Below are 19,529 nucleotides of genomic sequence, written 5' to 3' on the forward strand. Positions count from 1 at the left end.
GGGGAGAGGGCTTTACGACACCACTCTCGACCAGCCACCGCGCGAGTTTCGCCACCCGCTCGACCTTGTCGGCAACCGTGCCCAGCTTCTCGTGAAACACGATCTTGTCGAGCTTCGGCAACTGGTCCTCCAGCCGCGTCTTCAGATCGGTCTCGTAAAAGAACTTCGCATCCGACAGCCGCGCCGCCAGCACCTTGGCATTGCCCGCGACGATCCGCTCGCCGCCGTCCGCCGCATCGATATTGCTGGTACAGACGAACGCGTTGGCCAGCTTGCCCTCCGCATCGCGGCACACGAAATATTTCTGGTTCACCCGCGCGGTCAGCTGGATCACCTCCGGCGGAACGCTAAGGAACGCTTCGTCGAAGCGCCCGATCAACGGCACCGGCCATTCAGTGAGGCCGGCATTTTCCGCCAGCAGCCCTTCATCCTCGACCAGCTTCAGGCCGGCACCCTGTGCCGCCATCTTTGCGCCCACCGCGATGATCGCGGCGCGTTCGTCCTGATCGACAATCACATGGCACGCGCGCAGCTTCTCGACATAGTCCGCCGCCGACCCGATCGTGATCGCACCCGGATGGTGGAAACGATGCCCCAGCGTCACCGCGCCGCTGGTCACGCCCGCAACCTCGCACGGCACGACTTCGCTGCCGAACAGCGCGACGATGCCCTGCAACGGCCGCACCCAGCGTGGGGACTCCGGGCTGAGCGACACCGCGCCCCAGCGCATCGACTTGGGCCACGGGAACGCCCGCACGATCGCCGGGATCGCTAGGCTAAGCACCTGCGCCGTCTCGCGCCCCGGCACCTCGGTCACCGCGAACAACACGCCGTCGCGCTCGGTCAGCGCCTCACGCGTCAGGCCGGTCTTGCGCAGAAATCCTTCCAGCGCCTGTGGCGGGGCCGACGCCCGCGGCCCCTTCACCTCTTCGCGCACCGGTTCGGTCCGCTCGGGCAAGTCTTGCGCGATCAGCACCAGCCGCCGGGGCGTCGCATAGGTCGTGATCCGCGCCGCCGCGATGCCCGCCTTGCCCAGTTCGCCGACGAACAGTTTCTGCAGATCCTCCCGCGCGCGGGCCTGCATCCGTGCCGGGATCTCTTCCGACCGCAGTTCGAGCAGGAAATCGGTCATGCCACCCACCCCGGAAACTTCGCCTGCCATTTGGGCGTCTGCGTCTCGATAAACTTCGCGCAGCTGGCCTTCGCCAGATCGCGCACCCGCCCGATATAGGCCTGCCGCTCCGCGACCGAGATCACACCGCGCGCATTCAGGAGGTTGAACACATGGCTCGCCTCGATCGCCTGTTCATAGGCCGCGATCGGTACGTCGTTGGCCAGCGCATTCTCGCACTCGGCCGCCGCCTTTTTGAACAGGTCGAACAGCCCGTCGGTATCGGCGACCTCGAAATTCCATTTCGACATCTGCTTCTCGTTTTCGAGAAACACGTCGCCATAGGTGACGCCGGCGTCGTTGAACGCGAGGTCGTACACGCTGTCCTTGTCCTGGATATACATGGCCAGCCGCTCCAGCCCATAGGTCAGCTCACCCGCGACCGGCTTGCAATCGAACCCGCCCATCTGCTGGAAATAGGTGAACTGGGTGACTTCCATCCCGTCGCACCACACTTCCCAGCCCAGACCCCACGCGCCCAGCGTCGGCGATTCCCAGTCGTCCTCGACGAAGCGTATGTCGTGCTGCGTGAAGTCGATCCCGATCGCGGCCAGCGACCCCAGATACAGCTCCTGCAGATCGGGCGGAGAGGGCTTCAGGATCACCTGATACTGATAATAATGCTGCAACCGGTTCGGGTTCTCGCCATAGCGCCCGTCGGTCGGCCGCCGCGAGGGCTGGACGAACGCCGCATTCCACGGCTCCGGCCCCAGCGCGCGGAGCGTGGTCGCGGGGTGGAACGTGCCCGCGCCCATCCGCATGTCATAGGGTTGCAGGATGACGCAGCCCCGATCGCTCCAATAGTCATGGAGCGTCAGGATCATTTTCTGGAAGCTGAGCGGGGCGGACATGGTTTCGCCTATTGATGCAAGAGCCTTCGCGCCTAGCCCTTGGGGCGAACGCGGGTCAAGGTTGCGGCCGGGGCACCGGCCCCGCTAAGCCCACGCGCATGTCGGCCCGACCCTTCCTGTCCTGCATCGCCCTCGTGCTCGGCTGGCTCTCGCTCGCCAGCCCGGTCGCGGCCCCGGCAGCGCTTGCCCCGGCGCTGTGGGTCGCGCGCGATGCTGATACGACGATCTGGCTGTTCGGCACGGTGCATCTGCTGCGTCCCGGCACGCCGTGGCTGACCGGTCCGGTCGCGCGGGCCGTTGCCGACAGTGACGTGCTGACCCTCGAAATCGCGCCGACCACCCCCGATGCGATGGCGCAGGCGCTGGTCGCGGTCGCGCCGGTCCGCCCCGCCCCGCTGCCGCCCGCGCTCGACCGGCGCTTGCGCAAGCGGGCGCACGACCTCGGCTTTCCGGCGCAGGCGTTCGACGCGACCGATCCATGGTTCGCCGCCACCACCCTCGCCGCACAGCCGCTCGCCCGTGCCGGCTACGGCCCGGCCCCCGCGCCCGAAACGCTGCTGGCGACGCTCGCCGATCGCAGCGGTACCGCGATTGAGCCGCTCGAAACCCTCGACCGGCAACTCGCCATCTTCGCCGCGTTGCCGCAACCCGCGCAGCGCACGATGCTGGCGCGCGTGCTCGACGATCCCGATCCGGTGCCGGCGATGGACCGCGTCGTCGCCGCATGGGGTCGGGGCAATGTGGCCACGCTCGACCGCCTGCTGGCAAGCGACATGGACGACGCCGGCCCGGCGGTCCGCGCCGCGCTGCTCGACCGGCGCAATGCGGCATGGGCGCGGACGATCGCCAAGTGGATGCGGCAAGGCGGCACGCGATTCGTCGCGGTCGGCGCGGGGCATCTGGCCGGGCCGGGCAGCGTGCAGGCACGGTTGCGGGCGATGGGGATAGAAGTGACGCGGGTGCAGTAGCCGCCGCCGCTGCCCCACCACCCACCCCATTTGGTTCGAGCCGCTTCGAGCGAAGTCGGGAAGCGTCCGTCGAGAACGCGGTCGCTTGGGGCACCCTCTTCTCGACTACGGTTTTCGGCAAGCTCGAAGCAAACGGATTTGAGGCCGTCAGTAATATGGGGCAGGCCCCTAACCTTGCCTTTCTCCCCGAACTCCCCTATGCGCCCGCGCTTGTTCGTGCCGGGGTCATCCCTGGAGGCCCGGCCGCGCAAGACTGATAAACCAAGCATTCAAGGAAGACATGATGAGCGATACGCTGCACCTGTCGGCCGAGACGCGCGATCGGGCAGGCAAGGGAGCCTCCCGTGCCCTGCGTCGCGATGGCCGCGTCCCCGCCGTGATCTATGGCAACAAGCAGGACCCACAGGGCATCCACCTGAACGCCCGTGAACTGATGAAGCAGCTGATGACCGGCCACTTCATGAACTCGGTCATCATGGTCGATGTCGGTGGCGCGAAGGTGCGCACGCTGGCCAAGGACGTCGCGTTCGACGTCGTCAGCGACCAGCCGATCCATGTCGATTTCCTGCGTATTGCCGAGAACGCGACCGTGACCGTCGCCGTGCCGGTGGTGTTCACCAACGAAGACGACGCACCTGGCATCAAGCGGGATGGCGGTGTTCTGAACGTCGTGGCGCACGAGATCGAACTGACCGTCGAAGCGTCGAACATCCCGACCGAGATCGTCGTCGACCTGACCGGACGCGAAGTCGGCGATTCGATCCATCTGTCGGACGTGACGCTGCCGAACGGCGCCGAAGCGACCGCCGGGGACGACACCGTCACCGTCGCAACGATCAGCCAGCCGACCACGCTGACTGCCGAGGACGAGGCGCTCGACGCCGAAGTCGCCGAAGCGCAGTCGGCCGAAGCCGCTGCCGAAGGCGAAGGCGAGGACAAGGCCGAGGGCTGATCCGCCCCGCCTTTCCGGCGCTACGAAGGAGCGGGATGGCCGAGGTCGTCCCGCTCCTTTGCGTTTTGGAGCACCACGTCATCCCGGCGCAGGGCGGGATCCATTTTGTCGGATGCTGGCGATGAAGATGTAGCGGGGCCGCGTCCATGGATCCCGGCCTCCGCCGGGATGACGTACGTCGTCGAGGACGAACCTCGCCCCCCAACCGTCACCCCGGACCTGATCCGGGGTCCCGCCTCTTCTTCCGCCGGAACCAGGCGCTCCCACCCGTGACCAACGCCCCCACACCCGCTACAGTCACCCGCCAGCCACCCCAAAGGACCCCTCGATGCAGCTCTGGACCGGCCTCGGCAATCCCGGCCCGCAATATGCCATGCACCGCCACAATATCGGTTTCATGGCAGTCGACGCCATCGCCGAGGTCCATGGCTTCACCGCCCCGAAACGGGCCTTCCAGGGCTGGGTACAGGAAGGTCGGATCGGCACGCAGAAGATCCTGCTGCTCAAACCCGGCACCTATATGAACGAAAGCGGCCGTTCGGTCGGCGAGGCGATGCGCTTCTACAAGCTGACGCCGGCCGACGTCACCATCTTCCACGACGAACTCGACCTCGCCCCGTTCAAGCTGAAGGTGAAGACCGGCGGCGGCCATGCCGGCCATAACGGGTTGCGCTCGACCGACGCGCATATCGGCCCCGACTTCCGCCGCATCCGCCTCGGCATCGGCCATCCGGGGCACAAGGACCGGGTAAGCCCCTATGTCCTCGGCAATTTCGCCAAGGCCGAACTCGACGACCTGACCGACCTGCTCGGCGCGGTCGCCGCCGAAGCCCCATGGCTGGCGGCAGGCGACGACGTGCGCTTCATGAACGAGATCGCACGGCGGATGGGGTGAGAGGGGCTGTGAACGGCGACGAACGTTGTCGACCACTACAACAACGGCATCGTCACCGCGCACTTAATCCGGGGTGACGAAAGAGTCCCCTCCCCCCAAACCGCAAGATCGGTCGAGCGCCCCGCCCCTTCCCGCGCCTACATCCCCGTGCCACACAAGGAACGGACATGACGCCGGCGCAACGCACCTATCACAACCGCATGCGCCGCGCGCTCGACCATATCGACCGGCATCTGGACGACGATCTCGACCTCGCAACCATCAGTGCGGTTGCCGCCTTCTCGAAATTTCATTTCCACCGGCAATTCACCGCGTGCTTCGGCCTGTCGGTGCATCGCTATGTCCAGCTCGCCCGGCTGAAACGCGCGTCGTACCAGCTCGCCTATCGCGATCGCGACCGGATCACCGACGTTGCGCAGGATGCCGGTTATGACGCCCCCGACGCCTTTGCCCGCGTCTTTCGCAAGCGCTTCGGGCAATCGCCGTCCGATTTCCGTTCCGCGCCCGATTGGGCGCCGTGGCGTGCGGCGCTCCTGCCGCTCGACGACTTGAGGAACCGAACGATGCAGCATTTCGACCCGATCACCATCCGCGATTTCCCCGCCACGCCGATCGCGCTCATGTCGCATGACGGCGATATGGCAGCGATCGGCGACACGATCCGCCGCTTCATCGCGTGGCGTCGCGCGAACCGCCTGTCGCCCGCCGACAGCCCGACCTTTAACATCTTCCACACCGATCCCACCGACCCGGCGGCGGGACCGGTCCGCATCGACCTGTGCGTCGGCACCGACCGCCAGTTCCCGGCGAGCGATGACGTGACCGCCGGACTGATCCCCGCCGGCCGCTGCGCTGTGCTGCGCGTAACCGGCCGCAGCGACGATCTGGAGGCCGCCGCGCTGCACCTCTACCGCGAATGGCTGCCCGCCAGCGGCGAGGAACTGCGCGACTTCCCGCTATTCTGTCAGCGGGTCAGCTTCTTCCCCGACGTGCCGGAGGGGGAAGCGATCACCGACCTGTTCCTGCCGCTGCGCTAGAGGGGGTTGGGGGCGCGCGCTCCCAACCCCGTCACCCCGGCCTTGAGCCGGGGTCCCGCTTCTTCCGCCCACCGCAAAAATCAGGCCCCGAATCGAGCCGAGACGTCGGCAACTTCCCAATCCGTACCCCGGCCTCCACCGGGTACGGTGACGCGTGGCAGCGTCATCGCAAAACCGCTTTCCTACACCTTCGCGACAAGCCATCCTCGCCGGACCGATCCCTTGCCCGCCAACCACGGCCACCACCAACGCGACCCGACCGCGAAACGCGCACGAGTGTGACTTTTGTGACCTTTGGCCCGGTCTTGCGCCAAGCCGGCCCGCGCCGATAGGAAAGCGTCCATGGCCAAGCTCCTCCGAATGCTCGCTTTCCTCCTCGCCCTGTCCGGCGGCGCCGTCCATGCCGCCCCGCGCTGCACCCTGTCCGGCGAGTCGCAGGTCACCGTCGGCGACCGATCGGTACTGGTCCACCTGCCGCCGAGCCCCACCACCCCCGCCCCGCTGGTCATCCTGCTCCATGGCAGCGGCAGCACCGGACCGGCGATTCTCCGCGATTCGAACCTCGCCGCAGCATCGGACCAGCACGGCTTCGTCGTCGCCGCCCCCGACGCCGGCATCCCCCATGACAAGGGTTTCGTCTGGAACATCCCCGGTGTGCCCACCGTCGCCGGGACGATCCCCGGTCCCGACGCGCCCGACGACGTCGCCTTTCTCGGCGCGCTGATCGACCGGTTGGCGAAGGCCGGCTGTGTCGATCCCGCCCGCGTCTATGCCACCGGCCTGTCGGGCGGCGGGCGGATGACATCGTGGCTCGGCTGCGTCGCGGCCGACCGCTTCGCCGCGATCGCCCCGGTCGTGGGCCTGCGCGCCGGCAATCCGCTCGCCAGCGATCCGACCCGCCCCGATCCCGCCACCTGCCGCCCGAGCCGGCCGGTTCCGGTCATCGCCTTCGCCGGCGATGCCGACACCACCAACCCGATCGAAGGCGGCGGCGCAAAATACTGGTCCTACACCATGCACGCCGCCGAACGGCGCTGGGCGTCGCTCAACCGCTGCACCGCCGACCCCACGACCCGCTGGGTCGCGGCCAGGGTCTATGAGGAACGCTACACACGCTGCCGGGGCGGCGCGGACGTGGTCGGGCGGATCACCGTCGGCGGCGGGCATAGCTGGGTGGTCGACAACGACGCGCTCTGGGCGTTCCTGTCGCAGCACCGCCGCTGACCCTTTCCAAAGCGCCTCCGATCCGCCAAGTCGCACCGATGACCGTCCGCGCCCTGTTCCCGACCCATCTCTACGAAGCGACCTTCGACGACGCGCTCGTCGCCGAGCTAGACGCGTCGGTCCGCGCACTGGCCGAGCAGGACATGGCCGGGCGACGCTGGTCGAAGGAGCATGGCTATCACGGCTATACCTCCTATGCCTCGCTGAACGACCTGCCACTGCGCGATCCGGTGTTCGCCGATCTCAAGCGCATCCTCGACCGCAATGTCGCGAAATTTGCCGCCGCCTGCGGCATGGAGCTTGGGCGCGGCAAGCTGAAGCTCGACAGCCTGTGGGTGAACTTGTTGAAACCCGGCGGCGGCCATTCGGGCCATCTCCACCCGCACAGTGTCGTCTCCGGCACCGTCTATGTCGCGGTTCCCGAGGGGGCCGGCGGCATCCGCTTCGAAGACCCGCGTCTGCCGATGCTGATGGCCGCTCCCACCCGCCCCGGCACGTTCGAAACCGTCGTGCCCCGGCCCGGCACGCTCCTGCTGTGGGAAAGCTGGCTGCGGCACGAGGTCATGCCCCATGCCGGCAAGGGCGAGCGGATCAGCGTCAGCTTCAACTATCGCTGGTAGCTTTTGCAAAGACCGCCGCCAGCCGCTAAGGGGCGGGCTTTCCATCATCACCGGGATTGCGCCAAGTGGGTTTTCGCTGCGGTATCGTCGGGCTGCCGAATGTCGGCAAGTCCACCCTGTTCAATGCCCTGACGCAGACTCAGGCAGCGCAGGCGGCCAACTACCCCTTCTGCACGATCGAACCGAACGTCGGTAACGTCGCCGTCCCCGATCCGCGGCTGGATGCGCTGTCGGACATCGCCGGTTCGGCCAAGAAGGTCGAAACGCAGCTGGCGTTCGTCGACATCGCCGGCCTCGTGCGCGGCGCGTCGAAGGGCGAGGGTCTCGGCAACCAGTTCCTCGGCAACATCCGCGAAGTCGACGCGATCGTGCATGTGCTGCGCTGTTTCGAGAATGACGATATCCAGCATGTCGACGACCGGGTCGACCCGATCGCCGATGCCGATACCGTTGAAACCGAGCTGATGCTCTCTGACCTCGAGTCGCTCGAAAAGCGCGTGCCGAACCTCGCCAAGAAGGCGCAGCAGGGCGACAAGGAAGCGAAGATCGGCGTCGTCGTCCTCGGCCGCGCGCTCGACCTGTTGCGCGAAGGCAAGCCCGCGCGCCTGACCGAGATCAAGGACGAGGAAGAGGAACGGCTGTTCGCACAGGCGCAGCTGCTGACCGCCAAGCCGGTCCTCTATGTCTGCAACGTCAACGAAGAGGACGCGGCCGAGGGCAACGAACTGTCCGCCAAGGTCTTTGCCAAGGCCAAGGCGGAAGGTGCCGAAGCTGTCGTCGTCTCCGCCGCGATTGAGGCCGAAATCGCCACGATGGCACCCGCCGACCGCGCCGAATTCCTGTCCGATCTGGGTCTGGCCGAAACCGGCCTAGCCCGCGTGATCCGCGCCGGCTACTCGCTGCTTCACCTGCTGACCTTCTTCACGGTCGGCCCCAAGGAAGCCCGCGCATGGACCGTGTCGGTCGGAGCGAAGGCACCGCAGGCGGCCGGCGAGATCCACAGCGATTTCGAACGCGGCTTCATCCGTGCCGAAACCATCGCCTTCGACGACTATGTCGCGTGCAAGGGCGAAAGCGGCGCACGCGATGCGGGCAAGCTGCGCGCCGAAGGCAAGGAATATGTCGTGCAGGACGGCGACGTGATGCTGTTCCGCTTCAACGTCTGATCGCACGCCACATTCCTGTCACCGGCGGGCGATAGACGAACGACGTGTCCTTGTACCGAGACCTGTCATGCGTATCCCCGCTTTGTTCGTCGCGCTCGCCGCCTTGTCAGGCTGCGTCATCCAGACCGGATCGGTAGCGCCACCGCCCGCTGCGGTCGCCGAGGCGAAGGCGCCGGTCACGATCCTGATCGGCGTCGACGGCGCCCGGCCAGACTATCTGTCGCCAGCGATCGCGCCGAACCTGTCGCGGCTGGCGGCGGACGGCGTGTCGGCGTCGATGCAGCCGAGCTTCCCGACCAAGACCTTCCCCAATTTCTGGACGCTCGCGACCGGCGTGCGCCCCGACAAGTCGGGCATCGTCGGCAACAAGATGGAGGACGCCACCCGCCCCGGCGAGGTCTTCACCATGGCGACCGACGACCCCTTCTGGTGGAACACCGCCAAGCCGATCTGGATCGCTGCCGAGGAAGGTGGCGTGCGCAGCGCGACGATGTTCTGGCCGGGCAGCGAAGTCGCATGGGGCGGTACCGGCAAGCCCGACCACGGCGTCTATACCGGCGGCCACCACGCGTCGGACTGGCAGGCGTTCAATCAGGCGATCACCGCCGAACAGCGCGTCGATGCGGTGGTCGACTGGCTGCGGCGACCGGCGGCGACCCGCCCGCGGTTCGTCACCCTCTATTTCGACGATGTCGACGTCGCCGGCCACGACGACGGCCCGCATTCGCCCGAGACGCTGGGCGCGATGACCCGCGTCGATGCCGCGATCGGCCGGTTGCAGCGCGAACTGGCGGCTCTGAATCAGCCGGCGAATCTGATCGTCGTCGCCGATCACGGCATGGCAGCGGTCGCTACCGACCGGGTCATTGCGTTCGACCGCATCGCACCGGTCGACAGCTATCGCCTGATCGAAACCGGTCCCTATGCCGCGATCGAACCGATGCCGGGCAAGGAAGCCGTACTTGCCGCTGCGCTCGGCCAGCCACAGCCGCATATGCAATGCTGGCCGAAGGCACAGATCCCGGCGCGGCTGCGCTACGGCACCCATCCGCGCGTGCCGTCGTTCCTGTGCCTTGCGGAGATCGGCTGGACGATCCTGGCGACCGCCCCGACGCGGCCGTTGACGGGAGGCGCGCACGGCTATGATGACGCCGCGCCGGATATGCAGGCGCTGTTCGTCGCCGGCGGCCCTGCCTTCCGACCGGGCGTCAAGCTGCCGGCGTTCCGCAACACGGCGGTCGCCCCCCTGCTTCGTCGGATGCTCGGACTACCCACCGATCCGACGCTCGACGGGGATGGCGGCATCGCGGCGGCGGCGCTGCGATAATGTTTGCCAGCCGGTGGGTTTCGTCCTGAAACTGCCGCCATGCGCTATTTCGAGGACATCGCCGTCGGCGAAACCGCCCGCTTCGGCTCCTACCGCGTCGAACGCGACGCGGTGGTCGACTTCGCCCGGGAGTACGACCCACAGCCGTTCCACCTTTCCGACGAAGCCGCCGCGCAGACCCATTTCGGGCGGCTGGCGGCGAGCGGCTGGCATAGCTGCGCGATGACCATGGCGATGCTGGTCGATCATTGGACCGCGAACCCGATCGCCAGCCTCGGTGCGGCGGGCATCGACGAACTACGCTGGAAGCGACCCGTCTATCCCGGCGACACCCTGTCGTGCGAAACCGTGGTCCGGTCGGTTCGCGCGTCGCGCAGCCGTCCGGAAATGGGCAATGTGGCGAGCGAGGTGACGGTCCGTAATCAGGCGGATCAGGTGGTGCTGACGTTCATTTCGCAAGCACTGATCGCGACGCGGGCGGGCAAGGCCTGATACGCCTCTTTTCTGCTCTTTGCCGCACGCCATTACGAACTCGTCCCGCCATTCCAGCGGGGCCCTTCTTGGTACCACCGTCTATACCGGGGCGTTGTAGGAATACGAAGCTTCGCGTGACGTTCGCAGACTCCACGACTTCGCGCGATCTAAAACCTTCGAAACCGGTAAGAGCGTGGCCCTAATCCGGTCGCCGTCCGCCACGCCCCGGTCCGCGTCCTTCCGGTCCCCGGATGCGACCGCCGGCCGGACGAACCCCTTCGGGCCGCTCGAAGCCACGGACCGCTCCAGCCCCTTGCCTTGGCGACTGGCCGGACCCGCGCGGCACATTTTCGAATCCTCGCCGTCGTTCGAAACCCGGCCGGGACGCGTTGCCCGGCGAGGCATCCGGCTGACCGGGGACCGGCGATTGGGTCGATCCGCGCGGCACATATTCGAACCCGCGTCGCCGATCGAAGCCCGGCCGTGCCGCACCATCCGGACGCACATCGGGCCTGCCACGCCAGCCGCCCGGACGACCGGGCAGCGGGGACTGGCTGGTCCCGCGCGGGACATTCTCGAAGCCGGGCCGCCGGTCGAACCCCGGTCGATCCCACCTATCCCAGCGCGGCCGCCCATTGCCCCAGTCGCCGCGCCACTGGCCGCGCCGCTGCTCCCAGAAGTAACGCTGGCGATCGTTCCAGCGGAACGGCCGACGATAGCGATCGTAGACGTAATAGCCGGTGCCCGGATAATAATAGTCGCCGAACCATCCCCAATACGGATCGCCGAACCCGGCAGCATAGGGATCGGCATAGCCGCCATAGCCCCCATAACCACCGCCGCCGTAATAGCCCGATCCGACGCCGACCCCGACGCCACCATAGCCAAGATCGCCATAGGCGCAGGCGGACACGCCTGCCCCCGCCGCCAATGCCAGCACGATCGCGCGCAGCCGGTAAAACATGCGATTGCTCCTGCGGGTCGCTGGGCCTGTCGATAACGGCTGCCGCGCCCGATAATGGATAATAACGTAAAACGACCGGTCGACGCGGCCGGTTCCTGCACGCCGCCGTCCCGGCACGGCACGACATCGTGCCGCTTGCCCGCTGCCGTCCAAACCGCATAGAGCGTGCCCATGCCGACTGCCGCCCTCGCCGCCCATTCCGGTGTCGTTCCTCCCCGGGAGGGCTTTGCCGTGTCCGACGTCGCGGCATTCGCGGCGTTCGTATTCATGGTGGTGCTGGCCCGGCGGGCGATCCGCAACCGCAAGCGCAAGGACTGACATGGACGCGTTCGATCGGCTCGAATCGGTAATCGTCAGCCGGATCGGCGGCGATCCCGCCCAGTCCTATGTCGCGAAGCTCCATGCGCGCGGCACGGGCAAGATCGCGCAGAAGGTCGGCGAGGAGGCGGTGGAATGCGTCATCGCCGCCTGCAGCGACGATCGCGCCGGCCTGATCGGCGAAGCGGCCGACCTGATGTTCCATCTGACCGTGCTGCTCGCCGATCGCGGCATCACGCTGGACGACGTCCGCGCCGAACTGACCGCCCGCGAAGGCCGCTCGGGCATCGCCGAAAAGGCCGCCCGTCCCAAGGAGTGATCCCATGCCGATCGATGCCACCCAGGCGTACGACCCCGACAACATCTTCGCCCGCATCCTGCGCGGCGAGATCCCGGCGAAGCGCGTGTACGAGGATGATTTCGCCCTCGCCTTCCACGACATCGCTCCGCAGGCGCCGGTTCATATTCTGGTGATTCCGAAGGGCGCGTACGTATCGTGGGACGATTTTTCCGCGCGCGGCAGCGATGCGGAAATCGCGGGTTTCGTCCGCGCGGTGGGACAGATCGCCCGCGACAACGGACTGGTCGAACCCGGCTATCGCCTGCTCGCCAATATCGGCGGAGACGGCGGACAAGAGGTGCCGCATCTGCACCTCCACCTGTTCGGCGGGCAGCCGCTGGGACCGATGCTGTCGCGATAGGACAGCTTTATTACACGAAAGGAATTGCACGGACGGTTTTTGCGGGTAGGTTCACGCCTTTGTAATCCACGGCCCTCGGTTGAAGGTGCCGTGTCTGGGGGGCCTGTATGATTTTTGGCCGTATCAAGCCACTCGATGCGATCCTTGCGACCGCGGAAAAAAAATCGCTAACCCGCACCTTGGGTGCGTTTCAGCTGACCATGCTGGGTGTCGGAGCAATCATCGGTACCGGCATCTTCGTTCTCACCGCCGAAGCCGCGCAGAAGGCTGGACCGGGCATGATGATCTCGTTCATCATCGCCGGACTTGTCTGTGCGGTCGCCGCGCTCTGCTACGCAGAAATGTCGTCGATGGTCCCGGTGTCCGGATCGGCCTATACCTACAGCTACGCGGTGATGGGCGAGATGCTGGCCTGGATGGTCGGCTGGGCGCTTGTCCTCGAATATGCGGTGGCAGCTGGCGCAGTGTCGGTTGGCTGGTCGGGCTATTTTGTCGGATTGCTCAGGGAATTCTTGCATATCGACCTGCCCACCGCATTGACGCTCGGGCCGATTGATGGCGGCATCATCAACGTCCCCGCGTTCGTCATCGCATTGCTTGTCACGTGGCTGCTGGTCATCGGGACCAAAGAGTCGGCATTCATCAATGCGATCCTTGTCACGGTGAAGATCGGTGCACTGATCCTGTTCTGCACGCTGGCACTGCCGGTGATGCAGTCGAAGAATTTCGAACCGTTCATGCCTTTGGGATTCGGAGGCGTTTCGGCGGCAGCGGCGTCGATCTTCTTCGCCTATGTCGGGTTCGACGCCGTATCGACCGCGGCCGAGGAAACGAAGAACCCGCAACGTAACATGCCGATCGGTCTGATCGGCAGCCTCGCCATCTGTACCGTCTTCTACATTCTGGTAGCCGCCGGCGTCATCGGCACGGTCGGCGCACAGCCGTTGGTCGATGCGGCGGGTCGCGGCATTGCGCCGGGCAGCACCGAACTTGCCGCTGCCTGCGCCGATATCGGCAGTCAGGCCGTCGTATGTTCGAAGGAAGCACTGGCCTGGACGTTGCGCGAAATCGGGTGGAAGCAGGTTGGCAACCTGATCGGTCTCGCTGCCGGTCTGGCACTGCCCAGCGTCGTACTGATGATGATGTTCGGTCAGACCCGCATCTTCTTCGTGATGAGCCGCGACGGGCTGCTGCCGGCCAAGCTGTCGAAGGTGCACCCGAAATACGGCACCCCGCATGTCGTCACGATCATCACCGGCGTCTTCGTCGCGTTCTTCGCGGCGCTGTTCCCGGTCGGCGCGCTGGCCGACATCTCGAACTCGGGTACGCTCTTCGCGTTCGCGATGGTCGCGATCGCGGTGCTGGTCCTGCGTAAGACCGACCCAGACCGCCGCCGTCCGTTCCGCACGCCGGCCGTCATGATCGTCGCGCCGTTGGCCGTCATCGGATGTATCTATCTGTTCTTTAGCCTGTCCTTCTACACCCTCGCGCTGTTCTTTGGCTGGGCGACGCTCGGGCTGCTCGTATATTTCGGCTATAGCCGTTCGCGCAGCCATGTCGGGCGCGGCGTCGATGGTGCCGATGAGGGTACGTCGCTGGACTGACCGCCAGCACGTCGGATGATAAAGAAGGGCCGGGAAATTGCTTCCCCGGCCCTTTGTTTTTGTCCGTTATCGGTTGGGGCGGCTCAGCCCAGCTTTTCGACCATCAGCTTGGTCAGATCAGCCTCGGGGCGCGCGCCATAGTGCGAGATGATCTCGGCAGCGCACAGTGCGCCGAGCTTCAGCGAGCGTTCGATGTCGTAGCCATGCGACTGGCCGTGCAGGAAGCCGGCGGCGAACAGGTCGCCTGCGCCGGTCGTGTCGACGACGCGCTCGATCGGCTGGGCGGGCACGCTGGTACGCTCGCCGCCGGTCACCGCGATCGCGCCGTGTTCGCCGCGGGTTACCACCAGCACCGGCACCTGCGCGCTCACCTGATCGACCGCCGCGTCGAAATCGTCTTGCCTAGCCAGCGCCAGCAGCTCACTCTCGTTGGCGAACAGGATGTCGACCTGCCCCTCGGCGATCAGCGCGCGGAAGTCATCGCCGTGGCGCGAGATGCAGAAGGTGTCGGACAGGGTAAAGGCGACCTTGCGCCCCGCGTCGCGCGCGATGCGGATGCCGGCCCGCATCGCGGTGCGCGGCTCTTCCGGGTCCCACAAATATCCTTCAAGATACAGGATCGCGCCGCTGGCGATCAGGTCGGCATCGAGCGCCGCTTCCGGCAGGAACTGCGACGCACCGAGAAAGGTGTTCATCGTCCGCTGCCCGTCGGGCGTGACGAAGATCAGGCAGCGGGCGGTCGTCGGCTCGCCGGGGCGGGTCGGGGTGTCGAATCGGACGCCGGCGGCACGGATGTCATGCGCGAACACTGCACCCAGCTGATCGTCGGCGACCTGCCCGATGAAACCGGTCTTGCCGCCCAGCGCAGCGATGCCCGCAACGGTGTTCGCCGCCGACCCGCCGGAAATCTCGCGGCCCGGCCCCATCTTCGCATAGAGCGCATCGGCATCGGCGGGCGAGAAGACGAGCTGCATCGACCCCTTTGTCATGCCCTCGGCGGCAAGGAAGGCATCGTCGGACTGCGCCAGAATATCGACGATGGCGTTGCCGATCGCGACGACGTCGAGCGTGGGTTGGGTCAAATAAGGTCTCCGAACAATCGATCCGCCGCCAGCATAGGCGGGGACATAGGCGTTCGCGTTAGCCAGCGGCGTGGGGGCAGGCAAGGCGTTGACGGCGGGCGGCACTCCCCGCATCGTTGCCGGCGATGATCGAGAGCTTTCTTCTGTCCGTGCGCCAACTCGGCGACCGCGCGTTTCTGCGTGTGCTGGCCAAGTCGCTGGCGCTGACCCTGTTTCTGCTGGCCTTGCTCGGCGCGGCGATCGCGTGGGGTGCGCACTGGCTGACCGCCGATTTCCTGCTGCTGGGCGACGATGCCGGCACGCTGGCGGCGGTGGCGGCGGCCATCGCCGCGATCGGGATCGCGTGGCTGCTGTTCCGCATCGTCGCGATCGCGGTGATCGGCGTGTTCGCCGACGACGTGGTCGAGGCGGTCGAGGCGAAGCATTACCCCGCCGCGCTCGCCACCGCCCGCCCGGTACCGCTCGGCCGGTCGCTGGCGATGAGCGGGATGTCGGCGCTGCGGGCGTTGGCGGTCAACCTGTTCTTTCTGCCGCTTTATCTGGTGCTGCTGGCGACCGGGATCGGGACGGCGGCGGTGTTCTTTGTCGTCAATGGCTGGCTGCTCGGCCGCGACCTGTCGGACATGGTCGCGGCCCGTCATTTGCCGCCGGCAGCCATGGCCGCCGAACGGTCCGCCACGGGCGGGCGACGCTTCGTGCTGGGGCTTGCCGGAACCGGATTGCTGCTTGTGCCGTTTGTGAATTTCGTCGCGCCCCTGATCGGTGCGGCGATGGCGACGCATCGGTTCCACCGGCGACGCCCACGGGGGGACGGACATGCGTAGCGGTTTCATCGCGGTCGTCGCGGGGTTGACCCTGTCGGCCTGCGCAGCATCGACTGGACCGGTGGTGCGCCAGAACGTCCTGCCCGTCCCGCCGCGCCCGACCTATGGCACCGTCGGCCTTGAACGCGTGCTCGGTCAGAATGCCAATGCCCTGACCGGCCTGTTCGGCCAGCCGCAACTCGATCTGACCGAGGGGGCCGGGCGCAAGCTGCAGTTCGGATCGAACATCTGCGTGCTCGACGCCTATCTCTACCCGCCGCAGGCCGGAGGCGTGCCGGTGGTGCGCCATATCGATTCCCGCCAGCGCAACGGCGCGCCGATCGACCGCGCCAGCTGCGTCGCCGCCCTCACCCGCCGCGACGGTGGCCGCTGACGCCTTGCGACCTTTCCAGACCGGTGGCACGACGCCGCCGACCGCCCCACGCCGGAGTACATTCATGAAGCAACTCGTAGCCTTCGACCTCGACGGAACCCTGGCCGAAAGCAAACAGCAACTGACCGAGGCGATGGGCGAAGCACTCGCTGACCTGCTGGGCGTCGCGCATGTCGCGATCATCTCCGGCGGCGACTGGCCGCAGTTCGAAAAGCAGGTCGCCACCCGCCTGCCCGACCGCGCCGATCTTACCCGCCTGTGGATGATGCCGACCAGCGGCACCAAGCTCTACACCTTTGGCGACGGGCGCTGGAACGCGGTCTATGCCGACCTGTTCGACGATGAGACCAAGGCCAAGATCCTTGCGGCATTCGACGCGGCGCTGGAGGCGACCGGCTTCGTTCCCGAACAGACGTGGGGCGAGCGGATTGAGGATCGCGGCAGCCAGATCACGTTCTCGGCACTGGGCCAGCAGGCCCCGATCGATGCCAAGGAACATTGGGACCCCAAGTTCGAGAAGCGCAAGATCATTCAGGCCGACCTGAAGCAGCGGCTGCCGGGCCTGTCGATCAACATGGGCGGTGCGACGTCGATCGACATCACCAAGGAAGGCGTCGACAAAGCGACCGGCCTCGCAAAGCTGGCCGATGTCAGTGGCATCGCCACAGACGACATGCTGTTCATCGGCGATGCGATCTTCCCCGGCGGCAACGACTATGCGCCGAAGGCCGCGGGCATGGACACGGTTAAGATCCGCGACCCGCAGGAAACGCTGGCGGTGATCGAGGCGATCGTCGCCTGCCAGAAGTAATCACGCCCCCTGCCCCGCCGCGCCCCGCCGCGCGCGGGGCGGGGTTTGCGGGCCAAAGGTCACGAAAGTCACACTTGCCGCGTTTTCGTCGCACGCTTCGCGCCCGGCCATTCGACGTCTGATTTGAATCGACCGTAGAAAGAGCGCCCGCAACGATAGGCTCAACATTCCCCTGTAGGACAGTGGCGATGTCGGACGAGGCCGGGGCAGGTGGCGCATGAAACGGACACGGTGGTCCCGCGGGTGGACGGCACGAACATTGACGGTACTGATCGTGGTCGGGCCGATGCTGGTGATCCTGATCGCGGCGATTTATGCCGTCGTGACGTCACCCGACGACATGACATGGGTCCGTCGGCACGGCGGGGTGCGGACCCAGATGCCGACTTGGCAGGTTCAACTGGTCGCCTTGCCGCCATTACTGTTCGTGTGCGGACTGCTGCTCTGGTGGCTCGGCAAGTCAATATTACGGGCCTATCGCGAGAACCGCGATGCCGCTCGCGCCGATGCAGGCAGCGGCATGGATGCCGCGCTGCTGGTGCCGGGCGAGGTCATTTGGTGGCAAGGGAAACAGGGCTGGCGTAGCCTGACCTCGACGCGGTTGACCGTGCTTGGCCTGTTTGCGGTCGGTCTGATAGGTATTCTGCTGATGCTGTGATGGGTCGGGACCGGCGATGTCCATCCCTGGCTCAGGACGTTCTGGTTCGTGTTTGTCCTGTTTGTCTTTTCCGGTCCGTTGGGCATGGCGATCCTCCACGGCCCAGAAGCGATGCAGCATCTCTGGTATGACAGCTTCGGAACGATGGCGGTGACCGACCGACGGGTCATCTGGATCGCGCCATCGAACGGGTTCGTGTACCGGGAGATCGCTGGCGGCGATCTGGTCGAGGCCGGGCTGGTCGAGGGAAACGACGCGCGCGGCTGGATCGCGCTGGTCGAACGGCGCGGGACCGACAACGTCAACGAAATCGATGCCCGCGGTGTGCCGGAGCCAATGGCGGCATTGTCGGCCCTCGACTCACTCATGCGGCAAGGGACGGTCGCGACGCCCTGATCCGCCATGCCGGTCGACGGCACGATCGCGCTATTTTCCGGCGGGCGGGCGGTAGAAGCGGGACAGCGCATATTCGTTGCGGCCGCGATTGGTCTGTACCGCCAGACGCTGCATCACGTCGCGCAGGCCCATCTTCGACAGCAGCAATTGCGTGGCGACGATCGTGCCGCGCAGCGTCATCTTTTCGACGAGCGACCGGCGGGCGAGAAGCCAGGCGGTCCGGTCGTCGCCCTGCAACCAGTGGACGACCGCCGCCCGGGCGAGGCCGCCGGCGATCTTCTTCGATCGCGGCATATAATAGGGCGCGAGGACGCCGTGCCGGTCGATGACGTCCGCCGTCCCCCCGCTCGATAGCGCATCGACGAAGGCGTCGTGGCCGACCGCCGAATAGAGTTCATGCTCGGCGAATTTGGGGGCGGAGGCGTTGACGCCGTCGCGGAACAGGAAACGCCGGTACAACAGTTGGTCGACATAGCCGAAATCGCCGATCCGGCTCATCCGCCGGAACAGGTCGGTCGCCTGCGCCACCCGGAAGAACGGGCGATAGCCGCCCGCCGCGAGATAGGCCGAGCGGCGGAACATGACCTCGCCGTGCGATATGCCGAACCCGGCGATCATCGGTCCCTTGCGGATCGCCGCGGCAGGCTGGACGACATACCCCTTGCCGCCCTCCTCGACATTTTCGATCGCGCAGCCGACGGCGACGACGTCGGGATGCGCGAGCAGGAAGTCGCGTTGCGCGCGCAACCGTCCCGGCAGACTCTCGTCGCCTGCGCCATGGACGGCGATGAAGTCGGTGTCGGCGGCCGCGCAGGCCGCTGCCATCGTTGCGGTAAACCCCGTATTCGGTTGCGCGATCACCGTCAGGTTCGGTGCCGACAGCGCGCGAAGTTCGGCCAGCGTATCGTCGCGCGAACCGTCATCGATGGCGACGATCCGCACATCGTCGCAATCCTGCGACAGCAGCGATTCGATCGATGGCCGGACCCGGCTGGCCCGATTGTGGAACACCGTGATGACCGTGATGCTCGCCATGGTCCGTCCCCCCCTGCCCCCGCACACGAAACGGGCCGCGCCTCCGGTCGGAGACGCGGCCCGCCCTAGCCGTCAAGT

The 19,529-nt window shown here is 66.6% G+C and carries 22 protein-coding genes and 1 pseudogene; 18 read left to right on the forward strand and 5 right to left on the reverse strand.

What is annotated here, in order from left to right; genetic code table 11:
• Together glyS and ASE91_RS08060 are read right to left on the reverse strand one after the other, a co-directional pair.
• Positions 1 to 1,132 (reverse strand): annotated as a pseudogene (gene glyS / locus ASE91_RS20560) (glycine--tRNA ligase subunit beta); the annotation flags it as partial.
• The gene (locus tag ASE91_RS08060) at positions 1,129 to 1,995 is read right to left on the reverse strand and encodes a glycine--tRNA ligase subunit alpha (RefSeq protein ID WP_056002326.1); all 867 of its coding nucleotides are present in this window, start codon (positions 1,993 to 1,995) and stop codon (positions 1,129 to 1,131) included. The pseudogene glyS and the gene ASE91_RS08060, both read right to left, overlap by 4 nt.
• Positions 1,996 to 2,120: 125 nt before the next feature.
• Between ASE91_RS08060 and ASE91_RS08065 the strand changes: the two genes are divergently transcribed.
• From ASE91_RS08065 to ASE91_RS08105, 9 genes are all read left to right on the forward strand, one after another.
• On the forward strand, positions 2,121 to 2,990 hold the full coding sequence (locus ASE91_RS08065) for a TraB/GumN family protein (RefSeq protein WP_056624782.1): 870 nt from the start codon (positions 2,121 to 2,123) through the stop codon (positions 2,988 to 2,990).
• Positions 2,991 to 3,273: 283 nt separating this feature from the next.
• Entirely contained in the window at positions 3,274 to 3,942 is a 669-nt protein-coding gene (locus tag ASE91_RS08070) for a 50S ribosomal protein L25/general stress protein Ctc (protein ID WP_056625196.1), read from the forward strand.
• Between the two features lie 328 nt (positions 3,943 to 4,270).
• Positions 4,271 to 4,837, forward strand: a complete 567-nt coding sequence (pth, locus tag ASE91_RS08075) for an aminoacyl-tRNA hydrolase (protein ID WP_056001753.1) — start codon at positions 4,271 to 4,273, stop codon at positions 4,835 to 4,837.
• Between the two features lie 167 nt (positions 4,838 to 5,004).
• Positions 5,005 to 5,874, forward strand: a complete 870-nt coding sequence (locus ASE91_RS08080; RefSeq protein ID WP_056624785.1) for an AraC family transcriptional regulator — start codon at positions 5,005 to 5,007, stop codon at positions 5,872 to 5,874.
• A 342-nt stretch (positions 5,875 to 6,216) separates the two neighbouring features.
• Positions 6,217 to 7,098, forward strand: coding sequence for an alpha/beta hydrolase family esterase (locus ASE91_RS08085; RefSeq protein WP_056624787.1), 882 nt, complete (start codon positions 6,217 to 6,219; stop codon positions 7,096 to 7,098).
• A gap of 38 nt (positions 7,099 to 7,136) precedes the next feature.
• Positions 7,137 to 7,718, forward strand: coding sequence for a TIGR02466 family protein (locus ASE91_RS08090; RefSeq protein WP_056624790.1), 582 nt, complete (start codon positions 7,137 to 7,139; stop codon positions 7,716 to 7,718).
• Positions 7,719 to 7,783: 65 nt separating this feature from the next.
• Positions 7,784 to 8,884 (forward strand): redox-regulated ATPase YchF, encoded by a 1,101-nt coding sequence (gene ychF / locus ASE91_RS08095; RefSeq protein WP_056001765.1) that lies wholly within the window; start codon positions 7,784 to 7,786, stop codon positions 8,882 to 8,884.
• A 67-nt stretch (positions 8,885 to 8,951) separates the two neighbouring features.
• Positions 8,952 to 10,211 (forward strand): alkaline phosphatase family protein, encoded by a 1,260-nt coding sequence (locus ASE91_RS08100; protein ID WP_056624793.1) that lies wholly within the window; start codon positions 8,952 to 8,954, stop codon positions 10,209 to 10,211.
• A gap of 39 nt (positions 10,212 to 10,250) precedes the next feature.
• Positions 10,251 to 10,703 carry a MaoC family dehydratase gene (locus ASE91_RS08105; protein WP_056001771.1) on the forward strand — a complete coding sequence of 151 codons (453 nt, stop codon included), beginning with the start codon at positions 10,251 to 10,253 and terminating at the stop codon, positions 10,701 to 10,703.
• Positions 10,704 to 10,884: 181 nt separating this feature from the next.
• Here ASE91_RS08105 and ASE91_RS08110 read toward each other — a convergent pair whose 3' ends face one another.
• Positions 10,885 to 11,649 carry a hypothetical protein gene (locus tag ASE91_RS08110; RefSeq protein ID WP_056001774.1) on the reverse strand — a complete coding sequence of 255 codons (765 nt, stop codon included), beginning with the start codon at positions 11,647 to 11,649 and terminating at the stop codon, positions 10,885 to 10,887.
• A gap of 171 nt (positions 11,650 to 11,820) precedes the next feature.
• Between ASE91_RS08110 and ASE91_RS19285 the strand changes: the two genes are divergently transcribed.
• From ASE91_RS19285 to ASE91_RS08125, 4 genes are all read left to right on the forward strand, one after another.
• Positions 11,821 to 11,967: a hypothetical protein gene (locus ASE91_RS19285; RefSeq protein ID WP_156357734.1), complete on the forward strand. Its 147-nt coding sequence runs from the start codon at positions 11,821 to 11,823 to the stop codon at positions 11,965 to 11,967.
• 1 nt (position 11,968) lies between these two features.
• Positions 11,969 to 12,286 (forward strand): phosphoribosyl-ATP diphosphatase, encoded by a 318-nt coding sequence (locus tag ASE91_RS08115; RefSeq protein ID WP_056624798.1) that lies wholly within the window; start codon positions 11,969 to 11,971, stop codon positions 12,284 to 12,286.
• Between the two features lie 4 nt (positions 12,287 to 12,290).
• Positions 12,291 to 12,668 (forward strand): histidine triad nucleotide-binding protein, encoded by a 378-nt coding sequence (locus tag ASE91_RS08120; RefSeq protein WP_056624800.1) that lies wholly within the window; start codon positions 12,291 to 12,293, stop codon positions 12,666 to 12,668.
• Positions 12,669 to 12,775: 107 nt separating this feature from the next.
• Entirely contained in the window at positions 12,776 to 14,272 is a 1,497-nt protein-coding gene (locus ASE91_RS08125) for an amino acid permease (protein WP_056624801.1), read from the forward strand.
• A gap of 83 nt (positions 14,273 to 14,355) precedes the next feature.
• Here ASE91_RS08125 and ASE91_RS08130 read toward each other — a convergent pair whose 3' ends face one another.
• Positions 14,356 to 15,354 carry an adenosine kinase gene (locus tag ASE91_RS08130; RefSeq protein ID WP_056624803.1) on the reverse strand — a complete coding sequence of 333 codons (999 nt, stop codon included), beginning with the start codon at positions 15,352 to 15,354 and terminating at the stop codon, positions 14,356 to 14,358.
• 125 nt (positions 15,355 to 15,479) lie between these two features.
• Here ASE91_RS08130 and ASE91_RS08135 point away from each other — a divergent pair, with 125 nt between their 5' ends.
• From ASE91_RS08135 to ASE91_RS08155, 5 genes are all read left to right on the forward strand, one after another.
• Entirely contained in the window at positions 15,480 to 16,178 is a 699-nt protein-coding gene (locus ASE91_RS08135; protein WP_056624806.1) for an EI24 domain-containing protein, read from the forward strand.
• The gene (locus ASE91_RS08140; RefSeq protein WP_056001791.1) at positions 16,171 to 16,551 is read left to right on the forward strand and encodes a hypothetical protein; all 381 of its coding nucleotides are present in this window, start codon (positions 16,171 to 16,173) and stop codon (positions 16,549 to 16,551) included. The genes ASE91_RS08135 and ASE91_RS08140 overlap by 8 nt, the downstream gene beginning before the upstream one ends.
• Before the next feature lie 64 nt (positions 16,552 to 16,615).
• Entirely contained in the window at positions 16,616 to 17,362 is a 747-nt protein-coding gene (locus ASE91_RS08145; protein WP_056624810.1) for an HAD-IIB family hydrolase, read from the forward strand.
• Between the two features lie 259 nt (positions 17,363 to 17,621).
• On the forward strand, positions 17,622 to 18,020 hold the full coding sequence (locus tag ASE91_RS08150) for a hypothetical protein (RefSeq protein ID WP_056624812.1): 399 nt from the start codon (positions 17,622 to 17,624) through the stop codon (positions 18,018 to 18,020).
• 48 nt (positions 18,021 to 18,068) lie between these two features.
• Positions 18,069 to 18,416 (forward strand): hypothetical protein, encoded by a 348-nt coding sequence (locus ASE91_RS08155; protein WP_156357735.1) that lies wholly within the window; start codon positions 18,069 to 18,071, stop codon positions 18,414 to 18,416.
• 30 nt (positions 18,417 to 18,446) lie between these two features.
• On the opposite strand, the gene ASE91_RS08160 is transcribed toward ASE91_RS08155, so the two are convergent.
• On the reverse strand, positions 18,447 to 19,451 hold the full coding sequence (locus tag ASE91_RS08160; RefSeq protein ID WP_056624819.1) for a glycosyltransferase: 1,005 nt from the start codon (positions 19,449 to 19,451) through the stop codon (positions 18,447 to 18,449).
• Positions 19,452 to 19,529 lie beyond the last annotated feature (78 nt).

It is taken from the genome of Sphingomonas sp. Leaf62, from assembly GCF_001421915.1.
In the GTDB taxonomy this organism is placed as follows: Bacteria; Pseudomonadota; Alphaproteobacteria; order Sphingomonadales; family Sphingomonadaceae; genus Sphingomonas.

Excerpts from the sequence above, each read along its gene's own strand:
- ASE91_RS08090 (WP_056624790.1), top strand. The coding sequence starts at position 7,137 with ATGACCGTCCGCGCCCTGTTCCCGACCCATCTCTACGAAGCGACCTTC.
- ASE91_RS08140 (WP_056001791.1), top strand. The coding sequence starts at position 16,171 with ATGCGTAGCGGTTTCATCGCGGTCGTCGCGGGGTTGACCCTGTCGGCC.
- ASE91_RS08085 (WP_056624787.1), top strand. The coding sequence starts at position 6,217 with ATGGCCAAGCTCCTCCGAATGCTCGCTTTCCTCCTCGCCCTGTCCGGC.
- ASE91_RS08135 (WP_056624806.1), top strand. The coding sequence starts at position 15,480 with ATGATCGAGAGCTTTCTTCTGTCCGTGCGCCAACTCGGCGACCGCGCG.
- ASE91_RS08110 (WP_056001774.1), bottom strand. The coding sequence starts at position 11,649 with ATGTTTTACCGGCTGCGCGCGATCGTGCTGGCATTGGCGGCGGGGGCA.
- pth (WP_056001753.1), top strand. The coding sequence starts at position 4,271 with ATGCAGCTCTGGACCGGCCTCGGCAATCCCGGCCCGCAATATGCCATG.
- ASE91_RS08070 (WP_056625196.1), top strand. The coding sequence starts at position 3,274 with ATGAGCGATACGCTGCACCTGTCGGCCGAGACGCGCGATCGGGCAGGC.
- ASE91_RS08105 (WP_056001771.1), top strand. The coding sequence starts at position 10,251 with ATGCGCTATTTCGAGGACATCGCCGTCGGCGAAACCGCCCGCTTCGGC.
- ASE91_RS08125 (WP_056624801.1), top strand. The coding sequence starts at position 12,776 with ATGATTTTTGGCCGTATCAAGCCACTCGATGCGATCCTTGCGACCGCG.
- ASE91_RS08060 (WP_056002326.1), bottom strand. The coding sequence starts at position 1,995 with ATGATCCTGACGCTCCATGACTATTGGAGCGATCGGGGCTGCGTCATC.
- ASE91_RS08160 (WP_056624819.1), bottom strand. The coding sequence starts at position 19,451 with ATGGCGAGCATCACGGTCATCACGGTGTTCCACAATCGGGCCAGCCGG.
- ASE91_RS08145 (WP_056624810.1), top strand. The coding sequence starts at position 16,616 with ATGAAGCAACTCGTAGCCTTCGACCTCGACGGAACCCTGGCCGAAAGC.
- ASE91_RS08115 (WP_056624798.1), top strand. The coding sequence starts at position 11,969 with ATGGACGCGTTCGATCGGCTCGAATCGGTAATCGTCAGCCGGATCGGC.
- ASE91_RS08120 (WP_056624800.1), top strand. The coding sequence starts at position 12,291 with ATGCCGATCGATGCCACCCAGGCGTACGACCCCGACAACATCTTCGCC.
- ASE91_RS08080 (WP_056624785.1), top strand. The coding sequence starts at position 5,005 with ATGACGCCGGCGCAACGCACCTATCACAACCGCATGCGCCGCGCGCTC.
- ASE91_RS08100 (WP_056624793.1), top strand. The coding sequence starts at position 8,952 with ATGCGTATCCCCGCTTTGTTCGTCGCGCTCGCCGCCTTGTCAGGCTGC.
- ASE91_RS19285 (WP_156357734.1), top strand. The coding sequence starts at position 11,821 with ATGCCGACTGCCGCCCTCGCCGCCCATTCCGGTGTCGTTCCTCCCCGG.
- ASE91_RS08065 (WP_056624782.1), top strand. The coding sequence starts at position 2,121 with ATGTCGGCCCGACCCTTCCTGTCCTGCATCGCCCTCGTGCTCGGCTGG.